Source organism: Curtobacterium sp. YR515, assembly GCF_900113095.1.
Taxonomy (GTDB): domain Bacteria; phylum Actinomycetota; class Actinomycetes; order Actinomycetales; family Microbacteriaceae; genus Curtobacterium.
In genome coordinates, this window is record NZ_FOOD01000006.1 from 19,621 (window position 1) to 40,107 (window position 20,487).

Genomic DNA, 20,487 nt, shown 5'->3' on the forward strand with positions numbered 1-20,487 from the left:
CAGACATGGTAAAACTGAACCAGCGCGTCGGCCAGCGACACCCACTCTGCCAGGCGCGTGCCCGTTCGTCAGGTCGGCATTTCGTGGGGGGATGCCGAACAGGCGGGTTGCGCCGTGCGGTGGTCGCGAGCCGACGACGGACGGGAGGCGCGGTGCCAGCTGGCACCGCGCCTCCCGTCCCGACCGTGGTCGCGATCTCGTGCGTCGGCCTGATCAGGCCTGCACGTCGCCCCGCCACCCGGTGTCGGTGGGCACCGACTCGACGCGCTCCTTGTAGTTCTGCAGGTCCTTCTTGATGGCGTGACCGCCGACGCCGACCGCTGCACCGAGCGTCTCGAGGAAGCCGGAGGGCTCCCAGTCGATCTGCGCGGTGACACGGGTCTCGTCGTCGGACAGCTTGTGGAAGGTGACGACGCCGGCGTGGTCGGTCTCGCCGTCCTTGACCGTCCACGCGACCCGCTCGTCGGGGTGCTGCTCGGTGATGAGGGCGCGGAACTCGCGCTCCTGGCCGGCGACCTTCACGGTCCAGTCGGTGGTCTTGTCGTCGACCTGGACGATCTTCTCGACCTCGTCGAGGAACTCGGGGAACTCCTCGAAGCGGGTCCACTGGCCGTACGCAGCTGCGACGGGGACGTTCACGTCGACGGTTTCGATGATCTGAGGCATGACCCGGACGGTAGGCGGCCGCGGCTGGGCGCCGTACAGGGGCGTGTCCCCCGGGGCGCACTAGTGTGAGGGAGATGACTGAGCACGGGAAGCACGCGTTCCACGAACGGGACGAGCACGGCATCCTGGTGCGCCCGGCCCTGGCGTCGGACGTCCCGCACATCCAGCGGCTCATCTCGCCCTACGTCGACCGGCGGATCCTGCTCGGCAAGGAGAACGTCGCGCTCTACGGTTCGATCCAGCAGTTCCGGATCGCCGAGGGCCCCGACGGCGTCCCGATCGGGTGCGGCGCGCTCGCCGTGTTCTGGGACGACATCGCCGAGGTGCGCACGCTCGCCCTCGACGCCGACTGGATCCACAAGCGCGTCGGCCACCGCATGCTCGAGGCACTCGAGCACGACGCCCGCGAACTCGGCGTCGCCCGCATCTTCTGCCTCACGTTCGAGGTCGACTTCTTCACGAAGCACGGGTACCTCGAGATCGGCGAGAGCGTCGTCTCGCCCGAGGTGTACGCCGAGCTCGTCCGGTCGTCGGACGAAGGGGTCGCGGAGTTCCTCGACCTCGCACGGGTGAAGCCGAACACGCTCGGCAACACCCGCATGCTGAAGATCCTCTGACGCTTTCGCCTGCCCTCCGGCGGGGTTCCCTCGTCGGGCTCGCGCCGTTGTCTACCCTGTGCGCATGTCGTCGTTCCGTCACCCCGTCGGGCCCGAGAAGCCGGGCGTCTACTGGCGCCGTCGTGCGATGGTCATCGGGGTGCTGCTGCTGATCGTGGTCGTCGTCGTGCTGATCGTGGTCGGGCGGGGTGGGGCGTCTGCTGACCCGGGTTCTTCTCCCTCTTCCGCCTCCGCATCGTCTGCCGGGCCGTCGTCGTCGCCGCGTGCCACCCCCTCTGCAGCCGCTTCGCCCTCGGGGTCGGCCTCGGCCTCGGCCTCGTCTTCGGCGCCGGCTTCGGCTCCGGCGTCGGCCAAGGACGGGTCGACGTGTGCCAAGGAGCAGATCGAGCTCACGCCCGTCGTCGACAAGACCTCGTACGGCCCCACCGAGGACCCGAAGATCGCGATGTCGATCAAGAACACCGGGTCGAACTCGTGCCACATGGACCTCGGGTCGTCCCAGCAGGTCCTCACGATCTCGTCGGGCGAGGAGCAGTACTGGTCGTCGAAGGACTGCCAGACCGGCGGGACCAACCAGGACGTCACGATCAAGGCCGGGCAGACCCTGACCACGCCGGCGATCGCCTGGGACCGGACGCGGTCGTCGACCTCGACGTGCGACTCGTCACGGCCGTCGGTCACCGGTGGAGGTGCGAGCTACCACCTGGAGGTGGCGGTGGGGAACATCGAGTCGAAGGCGTCGGTGCAGTTCATCCTCGGGTAGTCCGGTGGTGCTCACCGGCTACGATGAAGGCAAGTGGATTGGGAATGCCCGGTCGGCGTCACACCCCCGGATCTCCGGGGGTTTTCGCTTGTCAGGGGGGTTTTCGCTTGTCAGGGGGTTTTCGCTTGTCCGGGGGAGACCTCGAGGCCACGGTCCTCGGTGCTGTAACCATGTCGTGGAACGGGAACGGGCCCGTCGTCACGAAGACGACGGGCCCGTTCGGGCTGGAGGAGATCAGCCGATGACGGAGATGTTCTCCGCCTGCGGGCCCTTGCGACCCTCGGTGATGTCGAACTCCACCTTCTGGTTCTCCTCGAGCGACTTGTAGCCGTTGCCAGCGATCGCGGAGAAGTGAGCGAAGACGTCAGCGGAGCCGTCGTCCGGGGCGATGAAGCCGAAGCCCTTTTCGTTGTTGAACCACTTGACGGTGCCGGTCGATGCCATGATGGCGTTCCTTACTTTCTTGCCAGTCGACATCTGCAGTCGACTGCCTTGCGATGCGGTATTCGCTACCGCCGATCCACCGACGGATGTCGTCAGATCGATGCGTCCTGCGGGCATGGGGCCGGTAGAACGGGTTCGGGGCCAGGCGGCCGGGGAAGGCCAGTGACCGATGGCGCTCGAGGTGCTGTGCACCGGAAGAACGATGGACTCCCGCCGAAGCGGTTGGTACCAATCTACAGTCTTGTGGCCACAAGGGAAGAGCCGAAGTCGCCGAACGTCCATGAATCTGGTGGACTGGGTCTCGATGGCAGACAAGGAACAGCGTTTCCGGAGCGAACAGCTCGAGGCGGCGCTCGAGAAGCAAGACGTCGCGGCGGTGGCGTTCGCGCTCCGCAACGACATCGTGATCGTCCCCCGGCTGGTCACCGGCAAGAAGGACATGCAGGTGCGGGTGTTCGGGCGTGAGGGCTCGGACAAGCGCATCCTGCTGCTGTTCTCGTCGGCAGACGCGTACACGGCGATGGTGCCGGACGAGCAGGTCCGGCAGGTGATGGTCTACGACGGGCCGCGGCTCGAGGAGTTCATCGCGGCGCACCTGGACTCGCTCGAGGGCGTCTTCTTCGACATCGCGGGCCCGCACACGATGCAGGCGACGCCCGAGGACCTGCTGGCGGCGCTCCGGGCCTGATTCGCGCTCGCGTGAGCGTCGTTCGGCGGCGTGTCGCACCGCCGGCTCTGCCGTGATCGGTGTTGCCGTGATCGGTCAGAACGCTCGATCGAGTTCGCGCTCCCGTTCGTTCGCGGCCAGGGAGAACGCGACCCGCAGTGCTTCGCGGAGGTGCTGGGCGTCCGCGCCGAGCACGGTCGTGAACCCGAGGCGTGCGGCTTCGCTCGCGCGCTGTTTCGTGCCCGTGGTCGGGCGGATCTCGCCCGCGAGGCTGATCTCGCCGACGGCCGCCAACGTGTGCGGGTACGGGCGGTCGCGGGCGGCACTCGCCAGGGCCAGTGCGATGGCGAGGTCCGCGCCGGGCTCGGTGAGCTTCATGCCGCCCACCGTGGAGACGTAGACGTCGGCATCCGACAGCTTCAGGCCGGCGCGACGTTCGAGCACCGCGAGCAGCATCGCCACGCGGGAGGAGTCGACGCCGTTCACGACCCGGCGCGGCTGCGGCGCCGAGCTCGGGACGACGAGCGCCTGCACCTCGACCGGGAGTGCTCGGCGTCCCTCGAGCGCGACGGTCACGCACGTACCGGACACCGGCGCGCCGTTCTTCGACATGAACAGGCCGCTGGGGTCGGGGACCTCGTGGATGCCGTCACCGGCCATGTCGAAGCAGCCGACCTCGTCCGTGGGGCCGAAGCGGTTCTTGAGCGCGCGGACGAACCGGAGCGCGGTCTGCCGGTCGCCCTCGAAGTGGCAGACGACGTCGACGAGGTGTTCGAGCAGTCGGGGTCCGGCGATCGTGCCGTCCTTCGTCACATGGCCGACGATGAGGACCGGGAGCGCGCGGTCCTTCGCGACGCGGATCAGCGTGGAGGCGACTTCGCGCACCTGCGACGTACCACCGGCGATGCCGTCGATCGAGCTCGACGAGATGGTCTGCACCGAGTCGGCGATGAGGAGGTCCGGCTTGACCTGGTCGATCTGGCCGAGGATGACGCCGAGGTCGACCTCGCTCGCCAGGTAGAGGTCGTCGTGCATCGCCCCGGTGCGTTCGGCGCGGAGCCGGACCTGGTCGACGGATTCCTCGGCGCTGACGTAGAGCACGCGCTTGCCGGTCGCCGCCGCTCGTGAAGCGACCTCGAGCAGGAGCGTGGATTTGCCGACGCCGGGCTCGCCGGACAGCAGGACCGCCGCACCCGGGACCACTCCGCCGCCGAGGACGCGGTCGAACTCGCCGATGCCGGTTTGCCACCGCTGGACCGTCGTTCCGCGGGATTCCGTGATGGGCCGTGCCACGCGGTTGCCGGTGACCGCGACCGAGGCGGTTCCCCGGGTACTGGCCGTGGCCGCAGTGGAGTCCTCGACCGTGCCCCAGGACTGGCACTCACCGCAGCGGCCGACCCACTTGATGCTGGTCCAGCCGCACTCGGTGCAGCGGTAGAGGGACTGAGCGCGCGCCATGATCGCCAGGCTAGGCGGTGCCGCCGACATCACCCGCGCGGTCGTCCGGACCGTCGGGGCGCGTGTCGGGTCCGGCGTCGGGCAAGGTGACCGACCCGGTCATGCGCTGCCGAAGGCGGTCGATGCGGCCGGGGCGCTCGGCGTGGTCGAGAGCCTCGGCGCCCTCGGTGTCCTGCTCGGCCCGGGCGGTCGCCACCGCTCCGGCTCCGGCGCCGAGGTCCTCGGCTTCACGGGCGGACAGGTAGTGCCGGATCGCGGCGACGACGTCGACCCGAGCATCGACCGCGGGTTCGAACGCGCTCGCCCAGATCTCGTACCCACGGTCGTTCGGGTGGAACAGGTCGCCGTAGCTGTTGAAGAACGTCCGGCGCAGACCGACCCGCTTCGTGATGGTGTGCAGCGGTGCGACCGTGAGCCCGAACTCCTCGGCCACCCGGTGCACGATCTCGTTCGCCACGGCGACCTTGCGCTCACGGTCCGGGACGAACATGCACGGCAGCTCGGCGACGATCGCGTGCGACGGCACGGCGCCGTAGATGTCGCGGATGTTTCGCTCGAACTTGTCGGGGTGGAAGTCGGCGATGTCGTTCGCGCCGATCGACACCGTGCAGATGTCGGGTGTGTAGTTGCGGAGCTTCGGCAGTTGGTCCTTCCGTGCGCCCCAGGTCGTCGAGCCGGACACGCTGAGGTTCACGACGCGGACCGACGACCGGGAGCGGTGCCGGATCCGGCGGGCGAGCAGTCCTACGTACCCGCGGTGGGGTTCGCTCGCACCGACGCCCTGCGCTGCCGAGTCACCGATCGCGAGGTACGTGATCTGCCCTTCGTGCTGCAAACGCTCGCGCCACCAGTCGGCGTGCACGGGCAGCAGTTCGCCGACGCGACGGGCGGCGGCGCGCTGGCCACGGACGCCTGCCCGGGCGCCGAAGGCAGCGCCCCCGAGGACGGTGAGGCCGCCGACGACCGACGACAGCAGTGCGATGAGCGTGCGAGATCTCATGCGGTGGACGTTACGCGGACTTCTTCGGGACGCGATCCGTCCCGACCGGGCCGTGGACGGGCGTCCGGGACCGGACACCTGTGGAGGGGGAGCCGACGCGCGGTGGTGCGTCGCGCCTCCTGGATCGTGTAAACTCTTTCCCGGTACCGTGTCCGAGCGGCCGAAGGATCATGTCTCGAAAACATGTGTGGGGGCAACTCCACCGTGGGTTCAAATCCCACCGGTACCGCCACCGCAAAGAGCCCCAGATCCCCGTCATGACGGGCATTTGGGGCTCTTTCGCTCGACCCCAGCGATCGTGCCGGTAACCAGGCAGTAACGGACCTTTCCGTAGCAGATGGGAGCAACCTCGACGCCGGGCTGTTCCGGAGCTCCGCCAATCGCGAGAACCGATCCGCTATGCGCCGGCGCTTACGCCTTCGAGCTGCTGGCCGTGACTCCGCCAGGCGGGTAACGGTCCAGGGTGAGCCGCGCCTGGCCGTCGAGGAAGCACCAAGAGCGAACCGTCACCCTGCAGCGGCGAAGGCGAAAGCATAGATCTCACCCGTCAGAAGCTCGCGCACCGAGCTTGGGACTACGTCACCGACGCAGCCCTCTACGAGACCGTTTCCACCATTCTCACTTGATCAGTACCCGTCATGTTGGCGTCCGATGACCTTGAAGGCAGTCATCCGGCACTGCGAACACCGCTGCCAACGGCGCCTCGCCTCACGTCGTGCATCGACGGCGAGTCCGCAGCCAAAGATCGAAGTCGCAAGACGCGTACTCGACGGGGCGGGAGCGTCGGATACAGTCAGTCCATGGACTGGGATCGTATTGAAACGGCGGTCGACGCTTTGATGCGGACCGTTCAACGGTTTGGCTATCCGGTAGATTCCGAAAGCCTCCTCGCTCTCGCCAATGAAGGTGATACCCGCTGGCGTACTGATCCTGAAGCGCTCCGCAATCAGTACCGAGCGTTGGATCTGATGGATCTGCTTCAGCTCGTTGATAAGCCCGATGGACTCAACCGCCAGATCTCCGACAGCGGACGGCAGCTCCTGCAGACGACACCGCTGGTTCATGGATGGATAGACAGAGACGATCATCGTGTCCAAGTCTGGTCGGAGATGGAGATGCTGCGCGAAGCTGCGCAGGACGCACGTCCACTCGCCGAGAACACGTTTGCTCGCCTCGAGATTTCTTCGTGGCGACAATTCCAGGCCATCGACATTTCGTTCCACCCCCGCCTTACCATCATAACGGGCGCAAACGGGGCCGGTAAGACGACGTTACTAAATATTCTTGCGCCACACCTTAGCTGGAGTGCGCAACTTGTGTCATCTGGGCGCCAGGAGGCCGGGGGCGATCTGAACGGGCACACTAGTGAGGTCGGTCGGCTTTTCTACACGAACGGCGCGCGGACCTCGATCGTGGAAACGCTCGCCGAGGGCGTTCACATCAGCGCGCTTCAAATGCCGTCGCAACAACATGTCCCCGGCCTATTCATCTCCTCTCATCGCTCGATCAGCAGCTATCAGCAATTGCAGAACCTTCCCGCTAGATTCTCCGCCGCTAACGTTCTCCTCAATCAATTTGCCGGGGAGGTGCAAACAAGGTACAGCGGAGGGTCGAGTCAATACCCACCTCTCTTCAGGATGAAGGAAGCGCTCGTCGCGGCCGCGATGCACGGTTATGGAAATCAAGCGGTCCTCCCGACTGAAGAAGCTCGGATAATCTGGGAAGGGTTCCAAGATGTTCTTCGCAACTTCCTGCCCAAAAGTTTGCGATTCCGGGAACTGGCGGTCAAGAACGGAGACGTCATTGTGCGGACGCACTCGGCGGAATTCCCTCTCGAAGCAGTTTCGGGGGGTCTCAGTGCGATGCTGGAACTCGCCTGGCAAGTTTTCCTACGTAGCCGTGATGCTGAGGCTTTCACTGTTTGCATCGACGAGCCCGAGAATCACCTGCATCCCGAGCTGCAGAGGCAGATTGTGCCGGCGCTCCTCGATGCTTTCCCTCACGTATCTTTCATCATTGCTACGCACTCGCCGTTTGTGGTGACCGCATTCCCAGATGCGTATGTGTACGCACTTTCGTCAAACTTCTCAGGGGTTGTTACATCGAGACGAGTACATGACCTAAATTCGTCGGGCACCTCGGACGATACTTTGATGTCGGTTCTCGGGTTGGACACGCCCTTGCCGATCTGGGCTGAGGGTCGCTTGAAGCTCGCTTTGGAAGCACTCCCACCGGATCCATCCGTAGATGAGCTTCGAGACTTTCGAGACAAACTGGTGGCAGCGGGGTTGGAGGAGCAGTTTTCCGCCGCTTTAGACATCCTTCGGGTGGATTCGACGCGGGACTCGGACAAGCAATGATTGCGCTTATCAAAGGGCCAGTGCCAGAGTGGCTTGCGGTGAATCAGTCGACTGCCACTGCGAATTACTTGGCGGCCCCAGCTGAACGTAAACCCACCCCATGGCGGGCTGCGGCGATTGTTGGATCACTCTTAGGTGAGTCGCATGGGAAATGTATGTACTGCGAGGTACTAACGGATGACGCTGCGTACTCCGCCGTTGAGCATATAAAGCCTAAGTCGGTGTTCCCGGAGCTCGTATTGGTGTGGGAGAATTTGGGACTCGTGTGCCCGAAGTGCAACACGAACAAGAGGGACTACTGGACTGAAGACGGAAGTCTTCAGATTCTTGATCCGTACCGTGATGATGTTCCTGCACACCTGGACTTTCTTGGACCCCTTGTCCTGGCATCGAATGAGAGTTCGCGGGGAGTAAACACGATCCGGAAGCTCAAACTTGACACCCGAGAAGACCTTGTCATCTCGAAGATGAAGCGCATTCAAGAACTCGAAAGCCGAATTCGAGTGTGGAACAGTGAGTCAAGGGCCGAGTTCAAAAAGCTTTTTGCCGAAGATGTCCGTGAAGCATTCGCTCCAGCCCGGGAATTTTCGGCCACACTTCGGTCTTTCGCTGAGAGCCGTGGCTTCCCCGTCTAGGAGGACGAAGCGAGGGGTGGAACGTGCGATGACCAAGGGCACGCTCCACGCCCATGTGTTTATTGAGCGCGGCGGCGCGGGACCGTGTGCTCGGAGCAAATCGGGCCCGTCCAGATCGACTGAGACTCACGCTGGAGAGGCGCATTTTTTTAGGGGGGGGGTCGGCTGTGCTTTAAAGAAGTCCGAAGCTGCGGTCGGGACATATGGAACTCATTGCCCTAGCTTCTCGATGATGCGAGCGGCTGCCTCGTCGTCGGTGACGGTGCCGGCGGCGACCTGGCGCCCGAGTTCACCGGTCTCTTCGTCGGTGACCTGCTGGCCGGCCGCACCGAGGGCTGCGTCAGCGCGGGCGATCGATCGCTGGATCTCGGCGTCGGTGCGTGCCGGCGCGGTCGCGCTGCTCCCGGGCGCCAGAGGCGGTGAGGGACTGCGGATGGGTGACGTGGCGCCTGAGGGCTCCGTTGCGTACGTGTCCAGTTTGCCGGCGAGGCCTGGCGTTCTGGAGGGATTTCGCGGTCTTCGAGCACCCGAGGGGGCTCTCCGGAAGTTTCGGATAGGGGCACCATCACCGGCGTGAATCGTGCCCCTTGAAGTGACACGGGGCTGAGCATGCGGGCGGGCGCAGGCGCCCACCTATGCCGAGATGACGGGCTGTCTTGCAGTGCCGAGCGGTGTGCATCCACTCCTAGCCAGCCGGTGGTCTCGTCCGCGGCAGGGCGCCCGTATGACGCACCCTCACTGCGAGCGGTCGCGGACCACATATGTGAGACGGACGCAGCGGGCAACCAGTACGAGGTCGACATCGGCAGCGATGCCGCGACATCGATCGCGGGAACGGCGTCGTTCTCCCTGGTTGCACTCGAGACCGCTACAGGATCGTCTAATGGGTGCCGGTGCCCTCTCTTGTTTCTCGGCGCCGACGGACAGCTCGGAGAATCACTCTCCAGCTGGCGAGGTACACCACGAGGCCGACTGCGACGGCGATCGGTTGAGGGACGCCTACGAGCACGAGTAACACGGCCGCGAGGATCGCTGCCAGGAGCGCGCCGAGGAGAAGTAGGGTCTGGAAGTTCCGCAGCCGCTGCTCAGCTCTGGTCGCTCCCATCTTTCGAACCTAACGAAAGTGCCCGCCGGCCGATCGGCTGCCGGGCATTGGCGCCCCGGTAGGATCCCGTCGTGAGATCGATGAAGCCCTGGCCTCGCACGTTCGCCTGGTTGGCCGTAGTCGCGGCTGCGCTGATGCTTGCGTTAGGGCTTCTGAATCTGGTCCTCAACACCAGGATGGTCGGTTCGTGGCTGCCCCTGGTCGTTCTCATGCCTTGGTCCCTGTACCTCGGCATCTGGAGTCTCCGTAACCAGGACAAGCGCTGACCTGGCAGACGACAACGCAGTTGTCCGGTAGGCCATCGGCTAACGGACACGCTGGTTCTGATGCGCACGACGCTCGCGCTCCTGCTGTCGAGCAACTCGCGGTCCCCGCGCGATCAGAATCGCTCCCGCAACAGCGGCAACGAGGGTCGCAGCCAGCAGCGGCAGCCAAGGCGTGAAGTTCGTGAACGCCGCCAGGATTGTCAGAACGATCAGGGCCACCGTTAGTGAGCCAATGATCCAAGCGATCCAGAGCCGGTACCTACGCATCATCGCCCCATAGTGCACTGGCTATCGGTGGAGGATCGACCACCGGACGCTTGACGGCTGGGCCTCACTTGACTGCGCCGAGTTATCTCGGATTTGCCGTTTCGAGCCGCCATCAATTCCTGACCCGTGCAGGGCCGTGAGGCTACGGCTCTCACTATCTGTAGATTTCCTCGCCGCCTTCGACGCGATCAGGGTGCTCCACCCGGCCCCCGTCGACGTCTGAGATCGTCCGACCATGATCGTGGACACTGCCCGCGCGGACGCCGGCGTTGACGGTGCAGCCGCACACTTCGATGGATCCGGCCAGCTCCCCCCGCCGACACGGTGGGCGTTCATCTGTGGAACCCGTCGAACAGATACCAGGCCCACGAAGACGAGCTCGTCCGGAGCCATGATTGCCGCGACCGTGAAAGTGCCCCGGCGGGACACTCTTACGACGAATCGCGAGGCACGAAGACGTTGTCTGGAAGCACGATCCGTCGTGCAGGTAGCGGATGCCCTCCAACTCGTGCGCGCAGCAGCTTGCGCGCCAGTCGAGCTCGGCGAGGGATCGCATCACTGGACGAAGCCAAGAACAGGATGCCGATGATCAGCGCCGGCATGGTCAGGAAGACCCAGGGGACGAGGCCCGGAGCGACCGTCTGGCTCAAGATCAGGCCGATGATGATCCAGAGCAGACCGCCCGCCAACAGAACAGCGCCGATCGAGGCGAGGACTGTACTTCGAAGGTTCTGGTTCTCAGTTTCGTCGTAGAACGAGCTCACTCGGAGGTCAGCGACCGGGTTACGCGTTTGCACGTTCGGGAGGCCGTCGCTGATGAAGTCGTATCGGACGACGAAATCCGAGCGAACGATACTTTGCTCGACCCGCCAGGAGGCGGACTCGCCAGCAGTCAACTGCACATCCGCGCCACTAGCGTGCTCATCCGCGCGAACGGTGGAAGGGATCACCGGCACGCCGAGGTGAGCCACGAAAACGCCCGAGAACGAGTCGGCTCGAACGTCCTTCGCGCCCGCACGCCACGCCCAGAGCCGTACTCGGTAGGGCCGCTGGACGGGAGTGCCATCGACGACGTAGCTGACGTCGGTCGCATGCTCCATGAACAAGGGAGTGGCTGTGTAGTCGATCCAGAGCTCGTAGTCCCCGAGTGGCCGCCACCATCTGTCGCTAGTGCGTTGCAGGGCGATGCTGATTACGGCACCGACGATCCCGCTGATTACGAGGCTGACTACCCAGAGGGGAGCCCCGAATGAGTCATCCAAGCCACCGCCTTCGGTGGCGGCTGCCGTCAGAATGACTCCCCAGTGGATCACGGGCGTTCCGCGTTTCGCATTCGCTGACTCTATCCACTGCGGCCGAGGCGGCTGCAAGTAATCGTTTCTGTTTCTGACCGAGTGGGCCCCGAGCGTCGAGACGCCGACGGCGGACCCGTCCAGAACCCGTTGCCCCAAAACTGTGAGCAGCTTCGCTCGGCGTCGTCCGTCTCGCTGCGCTCTGTGTCGTGATCGCGTCCCGCAAGCCGATCGCTCATCGGGACGTCGGTCGGGTTGTGCCACGGGTAGCTTCAGCATCATGACGACTCGCGACTGGCTGGGCCGACGTTTACCGGTGTGGACGCTGGTCACCGTCGGGGTCGTTCTTCTTGGCCTCGCCGCGCTGCGATGGCGTCGAACCTCTACCACTCGACGGTGACCGAGCACATGCGCGGGGTGCGCGTGGGTGATGCGCTCCGTGTGCGATGGCACGGTGCTTACTGGTGGGCGTCGTCGGCCCTGGGTACGGGGGGGGGCTCACCTGGTCGAAGAACCCCCGCGAGGAGACCGCGTACGTTCCTGACGGCCGGAGCCCGTTCGACTTCAACGGCGGGACGCTCCACCTGCAGAGCATCACGATCAGCGCCGCCGGCGAGGTCGTGAACTGCGGCGGGTACGTCGTGCCCGACGACTACGTGCCGTCGGACTGGCCGATGACGCCGATGCCGGACCCGGCGGAGCGCACGCTGACCGTGGCGGTCAGGTTCCCGGTGACGGCGCCGCGTGAGTCAGCCGTGCCAGAAGCGAGCACCGAGATCGATCGGCAGGCGCCGAGGAGGTCCTGGCTCGGGCGGGTGCTCGGCCGACGCTGATCCGCCTCGCTAATGACACGTAGCGGCGAGAAGTGACAACAGCGGCGCGGTTGGTGCCACTACGGCAGACGACGAGGGGCTCCCGCTGCTCGCGAAAGCCCCTCGTCGTCGAGCACCGCAAGCTACGCCGCGCGGAGCGGTTCGAGCCGCCAACCGCGGGTCGGAAGCCCGTCGACGAACTGCCACTCCGCGCGGCAGATGTCGCACTCGATCCAGCGGTCGTGCTCTCGGAACCCGGGGGTGTTGTCGTGCTCTTCGATAATCGAACCGCGGCCGCACGGGCAGTCGAACTTGCAGCGTTCGGTGTCTCCAGAGCCAGCGCCCCAGCCCTCGTGGTCCCATCGGCTGTTGTCGCTCAGCTCGGTCCGGATGCCGGTCGACTGCGGCGCCGTGCGCGCCCAGTCGATGATGGCGACCTTGCCTGCTTCGACGACGGTCTCGTGCGCGCCGATGGTCCGGAGGATGCTGATGAGCTCCTCCGGCTGCCGTGCCACCGCGTGGTCGCTGTCACGCAGTCCAGCTGCGTAGTCGGCAGCGAGGAGCGCTCGGGAGCCGAAGTCGCCGGGACCGGCCTGCGCGATGAGCCACTCGTGGAATGGGCTCGTCAGGGGAGCAGGATCCTCGTCGAGACCGTTCCAACGTGCAGGCTGCTTCCCGGTCGCGTGATACTCGTCGAGTGCACGCTCGAGGAAGGCCAAGCCCGAGGGCCGGTGGTGGTGGCCTCGGACGGTGTTACTCTTCGTGCGACGGTCCTCGAGGACACGGTCGACGTACGCGATCTGCTCGGGCATCAATCCGAACGTGGCGTTCGGATCCAGTCGATCGGCAGGATTCGCCGCGAGGGGGATACCCAAGGCAGCCGCTGCGTGGATCGCGGTGCCGTTTGAGACGTAGCCGAACTGGGCTAGGTGCGCCTGGAAGAAGCGCTCCATCGTGTGCTTGACCCCGTAGCTGCCTGAGCCCCCGGTAGCCGTCTCGGTGTGGTCGAACAGTCGGAGAACCTCGGCGGCGAGGACGACGCTCACGTAGTCGTCTTCTGTGGTCAGCCCCGCTGGGAACGGCTCGTCCGCCCACAGGCCGTTTCGGCCGAGGTGGGTGATCAAGCTGTCGGAGTCGGGGTCCGACGTCGACAAATCGGGGTGGTCGGTGAGTACCCGGATGATCGTGCGGGCGCGGATCCGCTCGCCGAGGATGCCCTGCGCGAGCGGGTGCTCAACGGCCCGCAGGGCCTCTGTGTACTTCATCCCGCAGAATCGCTGGAGCGCGCGGGCGTCCCGCACGATCTCGCGGGGACGGTCAGGGGTGGTGTTCGTGTCGGACAACTCAATCGCCTTCTGCGCCAGGAGATGCGACCCACGTTCGCAGAACCGGCGTCACAGGAGAGAGATCTCAACAAGAACGGCACTGCTTCTGGAACCCGTCACCACGGTTGTCCATCGAGGCAGGAAGCACGTGGGGCTTCTCGCACGGAGACGAGCGGACCAGACCGCTCGAGGTGAGAGTACATCAAGACGAACGCATCGGGCTCGTCTGTCGGGCTATTGGCAGGACGGGCATCGTCACTCAGGCGGGCGGGAAGTGCGAGGCGATCGCGTCCGACCGCTGTGACGTCGGTCGATCCTTCGAGCGCAGCGAGCCGCTTCGCGAGCTTCCCCGGCCAGCAGACCTCGACACCGCGCGCGGTGAACGACCCACCGACGAGCGGCCAGTCCGCTCCAACGAAGCAGAGCGCGCCGTGCACGGGCACCGGGTCGACGAGCTCCCGCACGAGAGCCACCTGGCGGAGGACACCGTCCACGAGCTTCGTCCGGTCGCCACCGACGACGAGCTTCTCCACGCGCGGACGGAACAGTCCACCCTCGACGACCAGCCGCGGCCGCTTGCCTCGGTAGTGCTTGGCGTCGACGACCTAGACGCCAGCCCGAGTGATGACGATGTGGTCGATGTTCGCGCGGGAGCCGGGGATGCGCCGGTCGTGGAGCACCACGACCTGATCGGACGCGATGGCGTCGAGTCTCCGTCCGACCTCAGCCTCACCGACGGCGCCGGACCTCCACGCCGCGGTGCTCTGCCGCTCGTTCGAGAGCGCGACGGCGATCGTACCGATCCGCCCCTCGCCCCACGTCGAGCGGATCGTCGCTTCGTCGCGCGCCCTGCGCCGGTCGTACTCGCGCTGCGCGGACGCGCCTGCGCCGGTCGTGTGGTCGGTCCCCATGGACCCATCCAGGCAGACGACGAGCCCCGTCTGCGAGCCCCAGTGCGAGGCGCGCGAAGGACGAGACGCGACGGTCGGACCACCGGACGGGAGGCGCGACACCGGACGCCAGCCGCGCCTCCAGTCCGACAAGCGGTCACGCTGGTCCGCGCGCGCCGGACCGGCGCAGAGTGGAGCGATGCCGACATCCGCACCCGACCCCTCCGCAGCATCGCAGGCCGTGCGCCTCCTCGGCGCCCCCTGGGGCGACGCGTCCCGCCGCGGCCGCCCCTACGCGAAGGACCCCTCCGTCATCCGGTTCGGCGGCCGGTACCTGCTGTACTGCTCCCTCCCGTCGGCGAGCGACGACGAGCCCGAGGGCTGGTCGGTCGGCATCGCCGAGAGCGACGACCTCGTCACGTGGCGGACCGTGGCCGTGCTGCCGTCGTTCGGGGAATACGACCGCAGCGGTGCGGCAGCGCCCGGCGCCGTGGTGATCGACGGACGCGTCCACCTGTTCTTCCAGACCTACGGCCGGGGCCGCGAGGACTCGATCTGCCACGCGGTCAGCGACGACGGCCTGACCTTCACGCCGAACCCGGAGAACCCGGTGTTCCGCCCGACGGGGGAGTGGACCTGCGGCCGAGCGATCGACGCGGACCTGGTGGTCGCGGGCGACTGGCTGCTGCTCGGGTGGGTGACGCGTGACCCGACGATGACGACGCAGCTGCTCGGGACGGCACGAGCGCCGCTGGGGAGCGCGTACGGACGCGACGACTGGGAGCAGCTGTCCGTCGACGGGCCGGCGCTGGCCCCGGAGCTGCCCTGGGAGCAGGACTGCATCGAGGCGCCGGCGCTGCGGTGGGACGGCGAGACGTTCACGGTGTTCTACGCGGGCGCGTACAACAACCAGCCGCAGCAGATCGGGTGGGCGACGAGCCCGGACGGCCGGACGTGGACGCGCGGCTCCGACGAGCCGCTCGTGCCGGCGGGGCCGGAGGGGGCGTGGAACCACTCCGAGTCCGGCCACCCGGGCTTCTTCCGCGACGAGGACGGGCGCGAGTACCTGTTCTTCCAGGGCAACCCGGACGACGGACACACGTGGTGCATCGCGGCGACGGAACTGACGTTCGTCGACGGGGTGCCGGTCGTGCAGACGGACCCCGTGGGCTGACCCCGCCGGGTCGAGGCGGTCACGAACCGCGCCGTCGAGTCCGGGGTCGGCCCTCGCGCGTGGCAAGCTTGGACGTCCCCGACGCCCCCAACCAGGAAGGCCCCGGATGCTCGAGCTCCCGCCCGTGTTCGAAGTCGGCTCCCTGATCGCCATCGTCGCGATCCTGCTGGCCGACCTCCTCGTCGTCGCGCGGCGTCCGCACGTACCGACACTCAAGGAGTCCGGCCTGTGGGTGGGCCTCTACGTCGGCCTCGCGCTGCTGTTCGCCGTCGCGATGTTCGTCTTCGCCGGCGGGGAGCCGGCCGGGCAGTTCCTCGCGGGCTGGCTGACGGAGTACAGCCTGAGCATCGACAACCTCTTCGTGTTCGTGATCCTCATGGCGCGGTTCTCCGTGCCGAAGGCGATCCAGCAAGAGGTGCTCATGCTCGGCATCATCATCGCGCTGGTCCTGCGTGGCGTGTTCATCCTGCTCGGCGCCCGCCTGATCGAGGACTTCTCGTGGATCTTCTACCTCTTCGGGGCGTGGCTGGTGTGGACGGCGATCCAGCAGCTCCGTGGCGAGGACGACGACGATGACAAGGACAGCCTCATCGTGCGGCTGCTCCGGCGTCGGATCCGCATCACCGACACCTACGACGGCATGAAGTTCCGCATCGTGCAGGACGGCGCACGGCACTTCACGCCACTGCTGGTGGTCCTCATCGCGATCGGGACGACCGACCTGCTGTTCGCGCTCGACTCGATCCCGGCGATCTTCGGCATCACCGAGAGCGCGTTCATCGTGTTCACCGCGAACGTCTTCGCCCTGATGGGCCTCCGGCAGCTGTACTTCCTGCTCGGCGGGTTGCTCGAGCGGTTGGTCTACCTCAAGTACGGGATCGCGGCGATCCTCGCGTTCATCGGCGTGAAGCTCGTGCTGCACGCACTGCACGGCAACGAGCTGCCGTTCATCAACGGTGGGGAGCACGTCGAGTGGGCGCCGGAGATCGGCACCGGGGTGTCGTTGCTGGTCATCGTCGTGGCGATGGGTGTGGCGACCGGGGCGAGCCTGCTGCGGATGCGCCGCGAGGACGAGTCGCACGACGAGGTCTCCCGCGACGCCGGGACGGCGTAGCGGTCCTGCACCGCGCCCGTCGCGTGCGTCCGGCGGTGGACGCACCACGAGACGGACTGGAGGCGCGGGTCGGGCCCGCACCGTCCCTCCAGGCACGGCCGTCACCCCGCTGGCGCGGTGCGCCGGAACCGGCTGGTGCGGTCCGCTAGCGTCGACACCGGACCCCGCCACCCCTCACGAACCGGATCGAGCAACGATGCCTGACGTCCACCGCCCCGCCGACGACCGCTACGAGCGACTCCCGTACCAGCGCGTCGGGAGGAGCGGCCTGCTCCTGCCCCGCATCTCCCTCGGGCTGTGGAACAACTTCGGCGCCGACCGAGCGCTCACGACGCAGCGCGACATCGTGCTGCACGCGTTCGACCGCGGGATCACCCACTTCGACCTCGCGAACAACTACGGCCCGCCGCCCGGAGCCGCCGAGGAGCAGTTCGGTCGCGTCCTCGAGTCGGACCTCCGACCCTTCCGCGACGAGATCGTGGTGTCGACGAAGGCCGGCTACGACATGTGGCCCGGTCCGTACGGCAACTGGGGCTCGCGCAAGTCCATGCTCGCCTCGCTCGACCAGTCGCTCGGACGCCTCGGGCTCGAGTACGTCGACGTCTTCTACTCGCACCGGCCGGACCCCGAGACCCCGATCGAGGAGACCGTCAGCGCCCTCGTGACCGCGGTCCGCTCGGGCAAGGCGCTCTACGCCGGCATCTCGAACTACGACCCGGCGCAGACGGCCGCCGCGGCAGAGGCGCTCGCCGCCGAGAACATGCACCTGCTCATCCACCAGCCGCGCTACAACATGTTCGACCGGGTCCCCGAGGACGGGCTCTTCGACGAGCTGCTCCGTCTGGGGACCGGCGCGATCGTGTTCTCCCCGCTGGCCGGTGGGCTCCTGACGGACCGCTACCTCGACGGCTCGGTGCCGGTCGGGTCGCGGGCGGCGGAGGGGCGCTGGTTCGGCGCGGACCGGATCGACGACGAGTACCTGACGACCGCGCGCGCCCTGAACGACATCGCCGTGTCCCGGGGGCAGACGCTCGCGCAGCTCGCCATCACGTGGGTGCTCCGGCAGCCGGCGGTCACGTCCGCACTCGTCGGGGCGTCGAGCGTCCGGCAGCTCGACGGGACGCTCGACGCGCTCGAGGGTGCGCCGCTGACCGGCGAGGAGCTCGCGGCCATCGACGCGCTGGTGCCGCGCGGCTGAGTCCGGGCGGCGCGCTGGCCGGGGCTGGGTCCGGGCGGCGCGCTGGCCGCGGGGCTGCGTCCGGGCCAGGATGGTCCCATGACGGACCACGCCGAGATGATCCACCCCGACGTCGCACCGAGCGGACCCGGGTGCGTCGAGTGCGACGCCACCGGGTCCTGGTGGGTGCACCTGCGCCGGTGCGCCGCGTGCGGCCACGTCGGCTGCTGCGACGACTCGCTGGACACCCACGCCACCCGGCACTGGGAGGAGACCGGGCACGCGGTCATCCAGAGCTACGAGCCCGGCGAGACGTGGTCGTACGACTACCGCGACCACTCGACGTTCGAGGGCGTGGAGCTCGCGGCGCCGACGAGTCACCCCGTGGAACAAGCAGTCCCCGGGCCGGCGGATCGCCTGCCCGGGGACTGGTTGGAACTGCTCGGCGGGTCGCGCTGACCCGCCGGGGCCGATCAGGACGCGCTAGCTCGCGCTGACGGCCTCGTCGCGGCGCGGGAGCGTCCAGCCCGGGCGCACGAAGTGGCACGTGTAACCGTGCGGGTGCTTCTCGAGGTAGTCCTGGTGCTCCTCCTCGGCCTCCCAGAAGTCGCCAGCGGGCTCGACCTCGGTGACGACCTTGCCCGGCCAGATGCCGGACGCGTCGACGTCGGCGATCGTGTCGAGGGCGACCTCGCGCTGCTCGTCGTTCGTGTAGAACACCGCGGAGCGGTAGCTGCGGCCGACGTCGTTGCCCTGGCGGTCCTTCGTCGACGGGTCGTGGATCTGGAAGAAGAACTCGAGCAGGTCGCGGTAGGAGATCTGCGACGGGTCGAAGACGATCTCGACCGACTCGGCGTGGTCGCCGTGGTTCCGGTAGGTGGCGTTCGGGGTGTCGCCGCCGGAGTACCCGACGCGCGTGCTGATCACACCGGGACGGCGACGGAGGAGCTGCTGCGCTCCCCAGAAACACCCGCCGGCGAGGATGGCGGTTTCGGTGGTGGTCATGGTGGCCTCCTGAGGTCGTCGTTGCCGCTGGCTGCGGCATCACCCGGTGCAACCGACAAGACCCGCCGACTGTTCCCGCGCTCAGTCCATCGTGCCCCTGGTCGCGCGACGCCGGAGGGCGGCCGTCCAGCCGAGGGACGTGACCCCGGCTCCGACCAGGGCCTTCGCGAGACCGCCGACGACGAAGGGGTACAGCCCGTACTCGAGCGTGTGCTGAAGGTCGAGCCCGAGTGACACGGCGAGCCAGGCCATCCCGGCCGCGAACGTGACGACGGTGCCGAGCACGAAGGAGATCAGCGCCGCGGTGAACCGGCGGTCACCGAACCGCTCCGCGACCCACCCGACGAGCGCCGCGGCGGCGATGAACCCGACGACGTAGCCGCCCGTCGGGCCGACCAGGACGCCGGCTCCGCCGGTCCCGTCGGCGAAGACCGGAAGCCCGACGACGCCGAGCAGCGCGTAGACGAGCATCGACAGGGCTCCGCGGCGAGCACCGAGCGCGCTGCCGACGAGCAGGACGGCCAGCGTCTGCCCCGTGATCGGCACCGGCCAGAGCGGGACGGACACCTGGGCGGCGCCGGCGGTCAGCAGCGCGCCGCCGAGGACGAGGGCGGTGCTGACCAGGGCGGTGCGGGGGAGCACGACGTCGGCGAGCGGTCGGCGGGCGGTGGTCCGGACGGGCGCGAGGGCGTGGTCGGTCATGGGGTGTCCTGTCGGGTCGTGTGTGGGTCGCGTCAGACGGCCGCTGCGGCGAGCAGTGCGTCGGCTTCGCGCCGGGCGGCGGCGACGGCGTCGCTGTCGAGCCCGCACGCGCGGAGGCAGGTGCCGGTGAACGCCTCGCGGTCGTGGTCGTCCACCTCGCCGGTGCGGCGCAGCTGGATGACGGTCTCGGCGAGCTGGATGAGGATGCCGCCCAGCAGCGCGGGCGCGACCGTGCCCCGGACGTCCTCCGTCGCGGCCAGGGCACCGAGTCGGCCGTAGGTGTCCTGCAACTCCTGCCGGTCGGTCCGGAAGCCCTCGTACCGCTCGCCCTGCACCTCCGGCAGGAGGTAGAGCGTGCCGATGTTGTGCGGCGTCCGCGCGAGCGTGTCGATGTCGATGAGGACCAGGGCCGCGAGTGCGCCCGCGGCGGAGACGGATCCGGGGACGCGTTCCTCGAGGCCGCGCACCACGTCGAGGCTCGGGCGGACCGAGGTCGTGAGCAGCTCGACCAGCACCTCGTCCTTGCCGGCGAAGTGGTAGTACAGCGAGGCCTGCCGGATGCCGACCCGTTCGGCGATCGCCCGGGTCGAGGTGGCGCTGAAGCCGTTCTCGACGAACAGGGCCGCCGCGGCGTCGAGGATCTGGTCGCGGGGGCTCAGCGCGGACGCGGTGTCCGGGACGGCCCGCGGTCTGCCGAGTCGGGCGGGCCGGTCGTCGGAGGGCATGGCCCCATCCTCGCAGCCGGCCG

The 20,487-nt window shown here is 67.4% G+C and carries 21 protein-coding genes and 1 tRNA gene; 11 read left to right on the forward strand and 11 right to left on the reverse strand.

Going from position 1 to position 20,487, the window contains the following annotated elements; all coding sequences use genetic code 11:
* Positions 1-213: 213 nt before the first annotated feature.
* Positions 214-666, reverse strand: coding sequence for an SRPBCC family protein (locus BM028_RS16360; RefSeq protein WP_092387904.1), 453 nt, complete (start codon positions 664-666; stop codon positions 214-216).
* 74 nt (positions 667-740) lie between these two features.
* On the opposite strand from BM028_RS16360, the gene BM028_RS16365 reads away from it, so the two are divergent.
* Positions 741-1,283: an amino-acid N-acetyltransferase gene (locus tag BM028_RS16365; protein ID WP_070417309.1), complete on the forward strand. Its 543-nt coding sequence runs from the start codon at positions 741-743 to the stop codon at positions 1,281-1,283.
* 64 nt (positions 1,284-1,347) lie between these two features.
* Complete coding sequence (locus BM028_RS18325) at positions 1,348-2,046, forward strand: hypothetical protein (protein WP_139219853.1); 699 nt, start codon at positions 1,348-1,350, stop codon at positions 2,044-2,046.
* 234 nt (positions 2,047-2,280) lie between these two features.
* On the opposite strand, the gene cspE is transcribed toward BM028_RS18325, so the two are convergent.
* Complete coding sequence (gene cspE, locus BM028_RS16380; RefSeq protein ID WP_022907629.1) at positions 2,281-2,490, reverse strand: transcription antiterminator/RNA stability regulator CspE; 210 nt, start codon at positions 2,488-2,490, stop codon at positions 2,281-2,283.
* Between the two features lie 304 nt (positions 2,491-2,794).
* Here cspE and BM028_RS16385 point away from each other — a divergent pair, with 304 nt between their 5' ends.
* On the forward strand, positions 2,795-3,178 hold the full coding sequence (locus BM028_RS16385; RefSeq protein ID WP_092388269.1) for an SseB family protein: 384 nt from the start codon (positions 2,795-2,797) through the stop codon (positions 3,176-3,178).
* A gap of 75 nt (positions 3,179-3,253) precedes the next feature.
* On the opposite strand, the gene radA is transcribed toward BM028_RS16385, so the two are convergent.
* On the reverse strand, positions 3,254-4,615 hold the full coding sequence (gene radA, locus BM028_RS16390) for a DNA repair protein RadA (RefSeq protein WP_071302988.1): 1,362 nt from the start codon (positions 4,613-4,615) through the stop codon (positions 3,254-3,256).
* A gap of 10 nt (positions 4,616-4,625) precedes the next feature.
* Positions 4,626-5,615, reverse strand: coding sequence for an SGNH/GDSL hydrolase family protein (locus BM028_RS16395; protein WP_092387910.1), 990 nt, complete (start codon positions 5,613-5,615; stop codon positions 4,626-4,628).
* A gap of 142 nt (positions 5,616-5,757) precedes the next feature.
* Here BM028_RS16395 and BM028_RS16400 point away from each other — a divergent pair.
* The 3 genes from BM028_RS16400 to BM028_RS16410 all read left to right on the forward strand — a co-directional run bounded on the left by BM028_RS16400 (position 5,758) and on the right by BM028_RS16410 (position 8,610).
* Positions 5,758-5,847 (forward strand) — tRNA-Ser (locus BM028_RS16400).
* A gap of 568 nt (positions 5,848-6,415) precedes the next feature.
* Positions 6,416-7,975, forward strand: coding sequence for an AAA family ATPase (locus tag BM028_RS16405; protein ID WP_175496105.1), 1,560 nt, complete (start codon positions 6,416-6,418; stop codon positions 7,973-7,975).
* Positions 7,976-8,130: 155 nt separating this feature from the next.
* The gene (locus BM028_RS16410; RefSeq protein ID WP_175496106.1) at positions 8,131-8,610 is read left to right on the forward strand and encodes an HNH endonuclease; all 480 of its coding nucleotides are present in this window, start codon (positions 8,131-8,133) and stop codon (positions 8,608-8,610) included.
* Between the two features lie 2,069 nt (positions 8,611-10,679).
* On the opposite strand, the gene BM028_RS16420 is transcribed toward BM028_RS16410, so the two are convergent.
* The gene (locus BM028_RS16420; protein WP_175496107.1) at positions 10,680-11,510 is read right to left on the reverse strand and encodes a hypothetical protein; all 831 of its coding nucleotides are present in this window, start codon (positions 11,508-11,510) and stop codon (positions 10,680-10,682) included.
* Positions 11,511-12,004: 494 nt separating this feature from the next.
* Here BM028_RS16420 and BM028_RS16425 point away from each other — a divergent pair, with 494 nt between their 5' ends.
* On the forward strand, positions 12,005-12,373 hold the full coding sequence (locus BM028_RS16425) for a hypothetical protein (protein WP_092387925.1): 369 nt from the start codon (positions 12,005-12,007) through the stop codon (positions 12,371-12,373).
* A 122-nt stretch (positions 12,374-12,495) separates the two neighbouring features.
* On the opposite strand, the gene BM028_RS18700 is transcribed toward BM028_RS16425, so the two are convergent.
* From BM028_RS18700 to BM028_RS18800, 3 genes are all read right to left on the reverse strand, one after another.
* Positions 12,496-13,695, reverse strand: a complete 1,200-nt coding sequence (locus tag BM028_RS18700; RefSeq protein ID WP_217647264.1) for a hypothetical protein — start codon at positions 13,693-13,695, stop codon at positions 12,496-12,498.
* A gap of 98 nt (positions 13,696-13,793) precedes the next feature.
* Positions 13,794-14,210, reverse strand: coding sequence for a hypothetical protein (locus tag BM028_RS18795; protein WP_254803977.1), 417 nt, complete (start codon positions 14,208-14,210; stop codon positions 13,794-13,796).
* A gap of 72 nt (positions 14,211-14,282) precedes the next feature.
* Complete coding sequence (locus tag BM028_RS18800; RefSeq protein ID WP_254803978.1) at positions 14,283-14,588, reverse strand: nuclease-related domain-containing protein; 306 nt, start codon at positions 14,586-14,588, stop codon at positions 14,283-14,285.
* Between the two features lie 178 nt (positions 14,589-14,766).
* Here BM028_RS18800 and BM028_RS16440 point away from each other — a divergent pair, with 178 nt between their 5' ends.
* The 4 genes from BM028_RS16440 (at position 14,767) to BM028_RS16455 (ending at position 18,491) form a co-directional block, all read left to right on the forward strand.
* Positions 14,767-15,741: a family 43 glycosylhydrolase gene (locus BM028_RS16440; protein WP_092387928.1), complete on the forward strand. Its 975-nt coding sequence runs from the start codon at positions 14,767-14,769 to the stop codon at positions 15,739-15,741.
* Between the two features lie 106 nt (positions 15,742-15,847).
* Complete coding sequence (locus tag BM028_RS16445) at positions 15,848-16,855, forward strand: TerC/Alx family metal homeostasis membrane protein (protein ID WP_092387931.1); 1,008 nt, start codon at positions 15,848-15,850, stop codon at positions 16,853-16,855.
* 196 nt (positions 16,856-17,051) lie between these two features.
* Complete coding sequence (locus BM028_RS16450; protein WP_092387934.1) at positions 17,052-18,053, forward strand: aldo/keto reductase; 1,002 nt, start codon at positions 17,052-17,054, stop codon at positions 18,051-18,053.
* A gap of 78 nt (positions 18,054-18,131) precedes the next feature.
* Positions 18,132-18,491 (forward strand): UBP-type zinc finger domain-containing protein, encoded by a 360-nt coding sequence (locus BM028_RS16455; protein ID WP_071303276.1) that lies wholly within the window; start codon positions 18,132-18,134, stop codon positions 18,489-18,491.
* A 24-nt stretch (positions 18,492-18,515) separates the two neighbouring features.
* On the opposite strand, the gene msrA is transcribed toward BM028_RS16455, so the two are convergent.
* The 3 genes from msrA to BM028_RS16470 form a co-directional block, all read right to left on the reverse strand.
* On the reverse strand, positions 18,516-19,037 hold the full coding sequence (gene msrA, locus BM028_RS16460) for a peptide-methionine (S)-S-oxide reductase MsrA (RefSeq protein ID WP_092387936.1): 522 nt from the start codon (positions 19,035-19,037) through the stop codon (positions 18,516-18,518).
* 81 nt (positions 19,038-19,118) lie between these two features.
* Entirely contained in the window at positions 19,119-19,739 is a 621-nt protein-coding gene (locus tag BM028_RS16465) for a biotin transporter BioY (RefSeq protein WP_092387939.1), read from the reverse strand.
* A 32-nt stretch (positions 19,740-19,771) separates the two neighbouring features.
* A complete protein-coding gene (locus BM028_RS16470) occupies positions 19,772-20,464 on the reverse strand; it encodes a TetR/AcrR family transcriptional regulator (RefSeq protein ID WP_092387942.1) in 693 nt (230 codons plus the stop codon).
* Between the last annotated feature and the right edge of the window lie 23 nt (positions 20,465-20,487).

What these genes read in the sequence shown, in the direction of transcription:
- BM028_RS16360 (WP_092387904.1), bottom strand. Translation starts at nt 666, where the DNA reads ATGCCTCAGATCATCGAAACCGTCGACGTGAACGTCCCCGTCGCAGCT.
- BM028_RS16365 (WP_070417309.1), top strand. Translation starts at nt 741, where the DNA reads ATGACTGAGCACGGGAAGCACGCGTTCCACGAACGGGACGAGCACGGC.
- BM028_RS18325 (WP_139219853.1), top strand. Translation starts at nt 1,348, where the DNA reads ATGTCGTCGTTCCGTCACCCCGTCGGGCCCGAGAAGCCGGGCGTCTAC.
- cspE (WP_022907629.1), bottom strand. Translation starts at nt 2,490, where the DNA reads ATGGCATCGACCGGCACCGTCAAGTGGTTCAACAACGAAAAGGGCTTC.
- BM028_RS16385 (WP_092388269.1), top strand. Translation starts at nt 2,795, where the DNA reads ATGGCAGACAAGGAACAGCGTTTCCGGAGCGAACAGCTCGAGGCGGCG.
- radA (WP_071302988.1), bottom strand. Translation starts at nt 4,615, where the DNA reads ATGGCGCGCGCTCAGTCCCTCTACCGCTGCACCGAGTGCGGCTGGACC.
- BM028_RS16395 (WP_092387910.1), bottom strand. Translation starts at nt 5,615, where the DNA reads ATGAGATCTCGCACGCTCATCGCACTGCTGTCGTCGGTCGTCGGCGGC.
- BM028_RS16405 (WP_175496105.1), top strand. Translation starts at nt 6,416, where the DNA reads ATGGACTGGGATCGTATTGAAACGGCGGTCGACGCTTTGATGCGGACC.
- BM028_RS16410 (WP_175496106.1), top strand. Translation starts at nt 8,131, where the DNA reads ATGTACTGCGAGGTACTAACGGATGACGCTGCGTACTCCGCCGTTGAG.
- BM028_RS18800 (WP_254803978.1), bottom strand. Translation starts at nt 14,588, where the DNA reads ATGGGGACCGACCACACGACCGGCGCAGGCGCGTCCGCGCAGCGCGAG.
- BM028_RS16440 (WP_092387928.1), top strand. Translation starts at nt 14,767, where the DNA reads ATGCCGACATCCGCACCCGACCCCTCCGCAGCATCGCAGGCCGTGCGC.
- BM028_RS16445 (WP_092387931.1), top strand. Translation starts at nt 15,848, where the DNA reads ATGCTCGAGCTCCCGCCCGTGTTCGAAGTCGGCTCCCTGATCGCCATC.
- BM028_RS16450 (WP_092387934.1), top strand. Translation starts at nt 17,052, where the DNA reads ATGCCTGACGTCCACCGCCCCGCCGACGACCGCTACGAGCGACTCCCG.
- BM028_RS16455 (WP_071303276.1), top strand. Translation starts at nt 18,132, where the DNA reads ATGACGGACCACGCCGAGATGATCCACCCCGACGTCGCACCGAGCGGA.
- msrA (WP_092387936.1), bottom strand. Translation starts at nt 19,037, where the DNA reads ATGACCACCACCGAAACCGCCATCCTCGCCGGCGGGTGTTTCTGGGGA.
- BM028_RS16465 (WP_092387939.1), bottom strand. Translation starts at nt 19,739, where the DNA reads ATGACCGACCACGCCCTCGCGCCCGTCCGGACCACCGCCCGCCGACCG.
- BM028_RS16470 (WP_092387942.1), bottom strand. Translation starts at nt 20,464, where the DNA reads ATGCCCTCCGACGACCGGCCCGCCCGACTCGGCAGACCGCGGGCCGTC.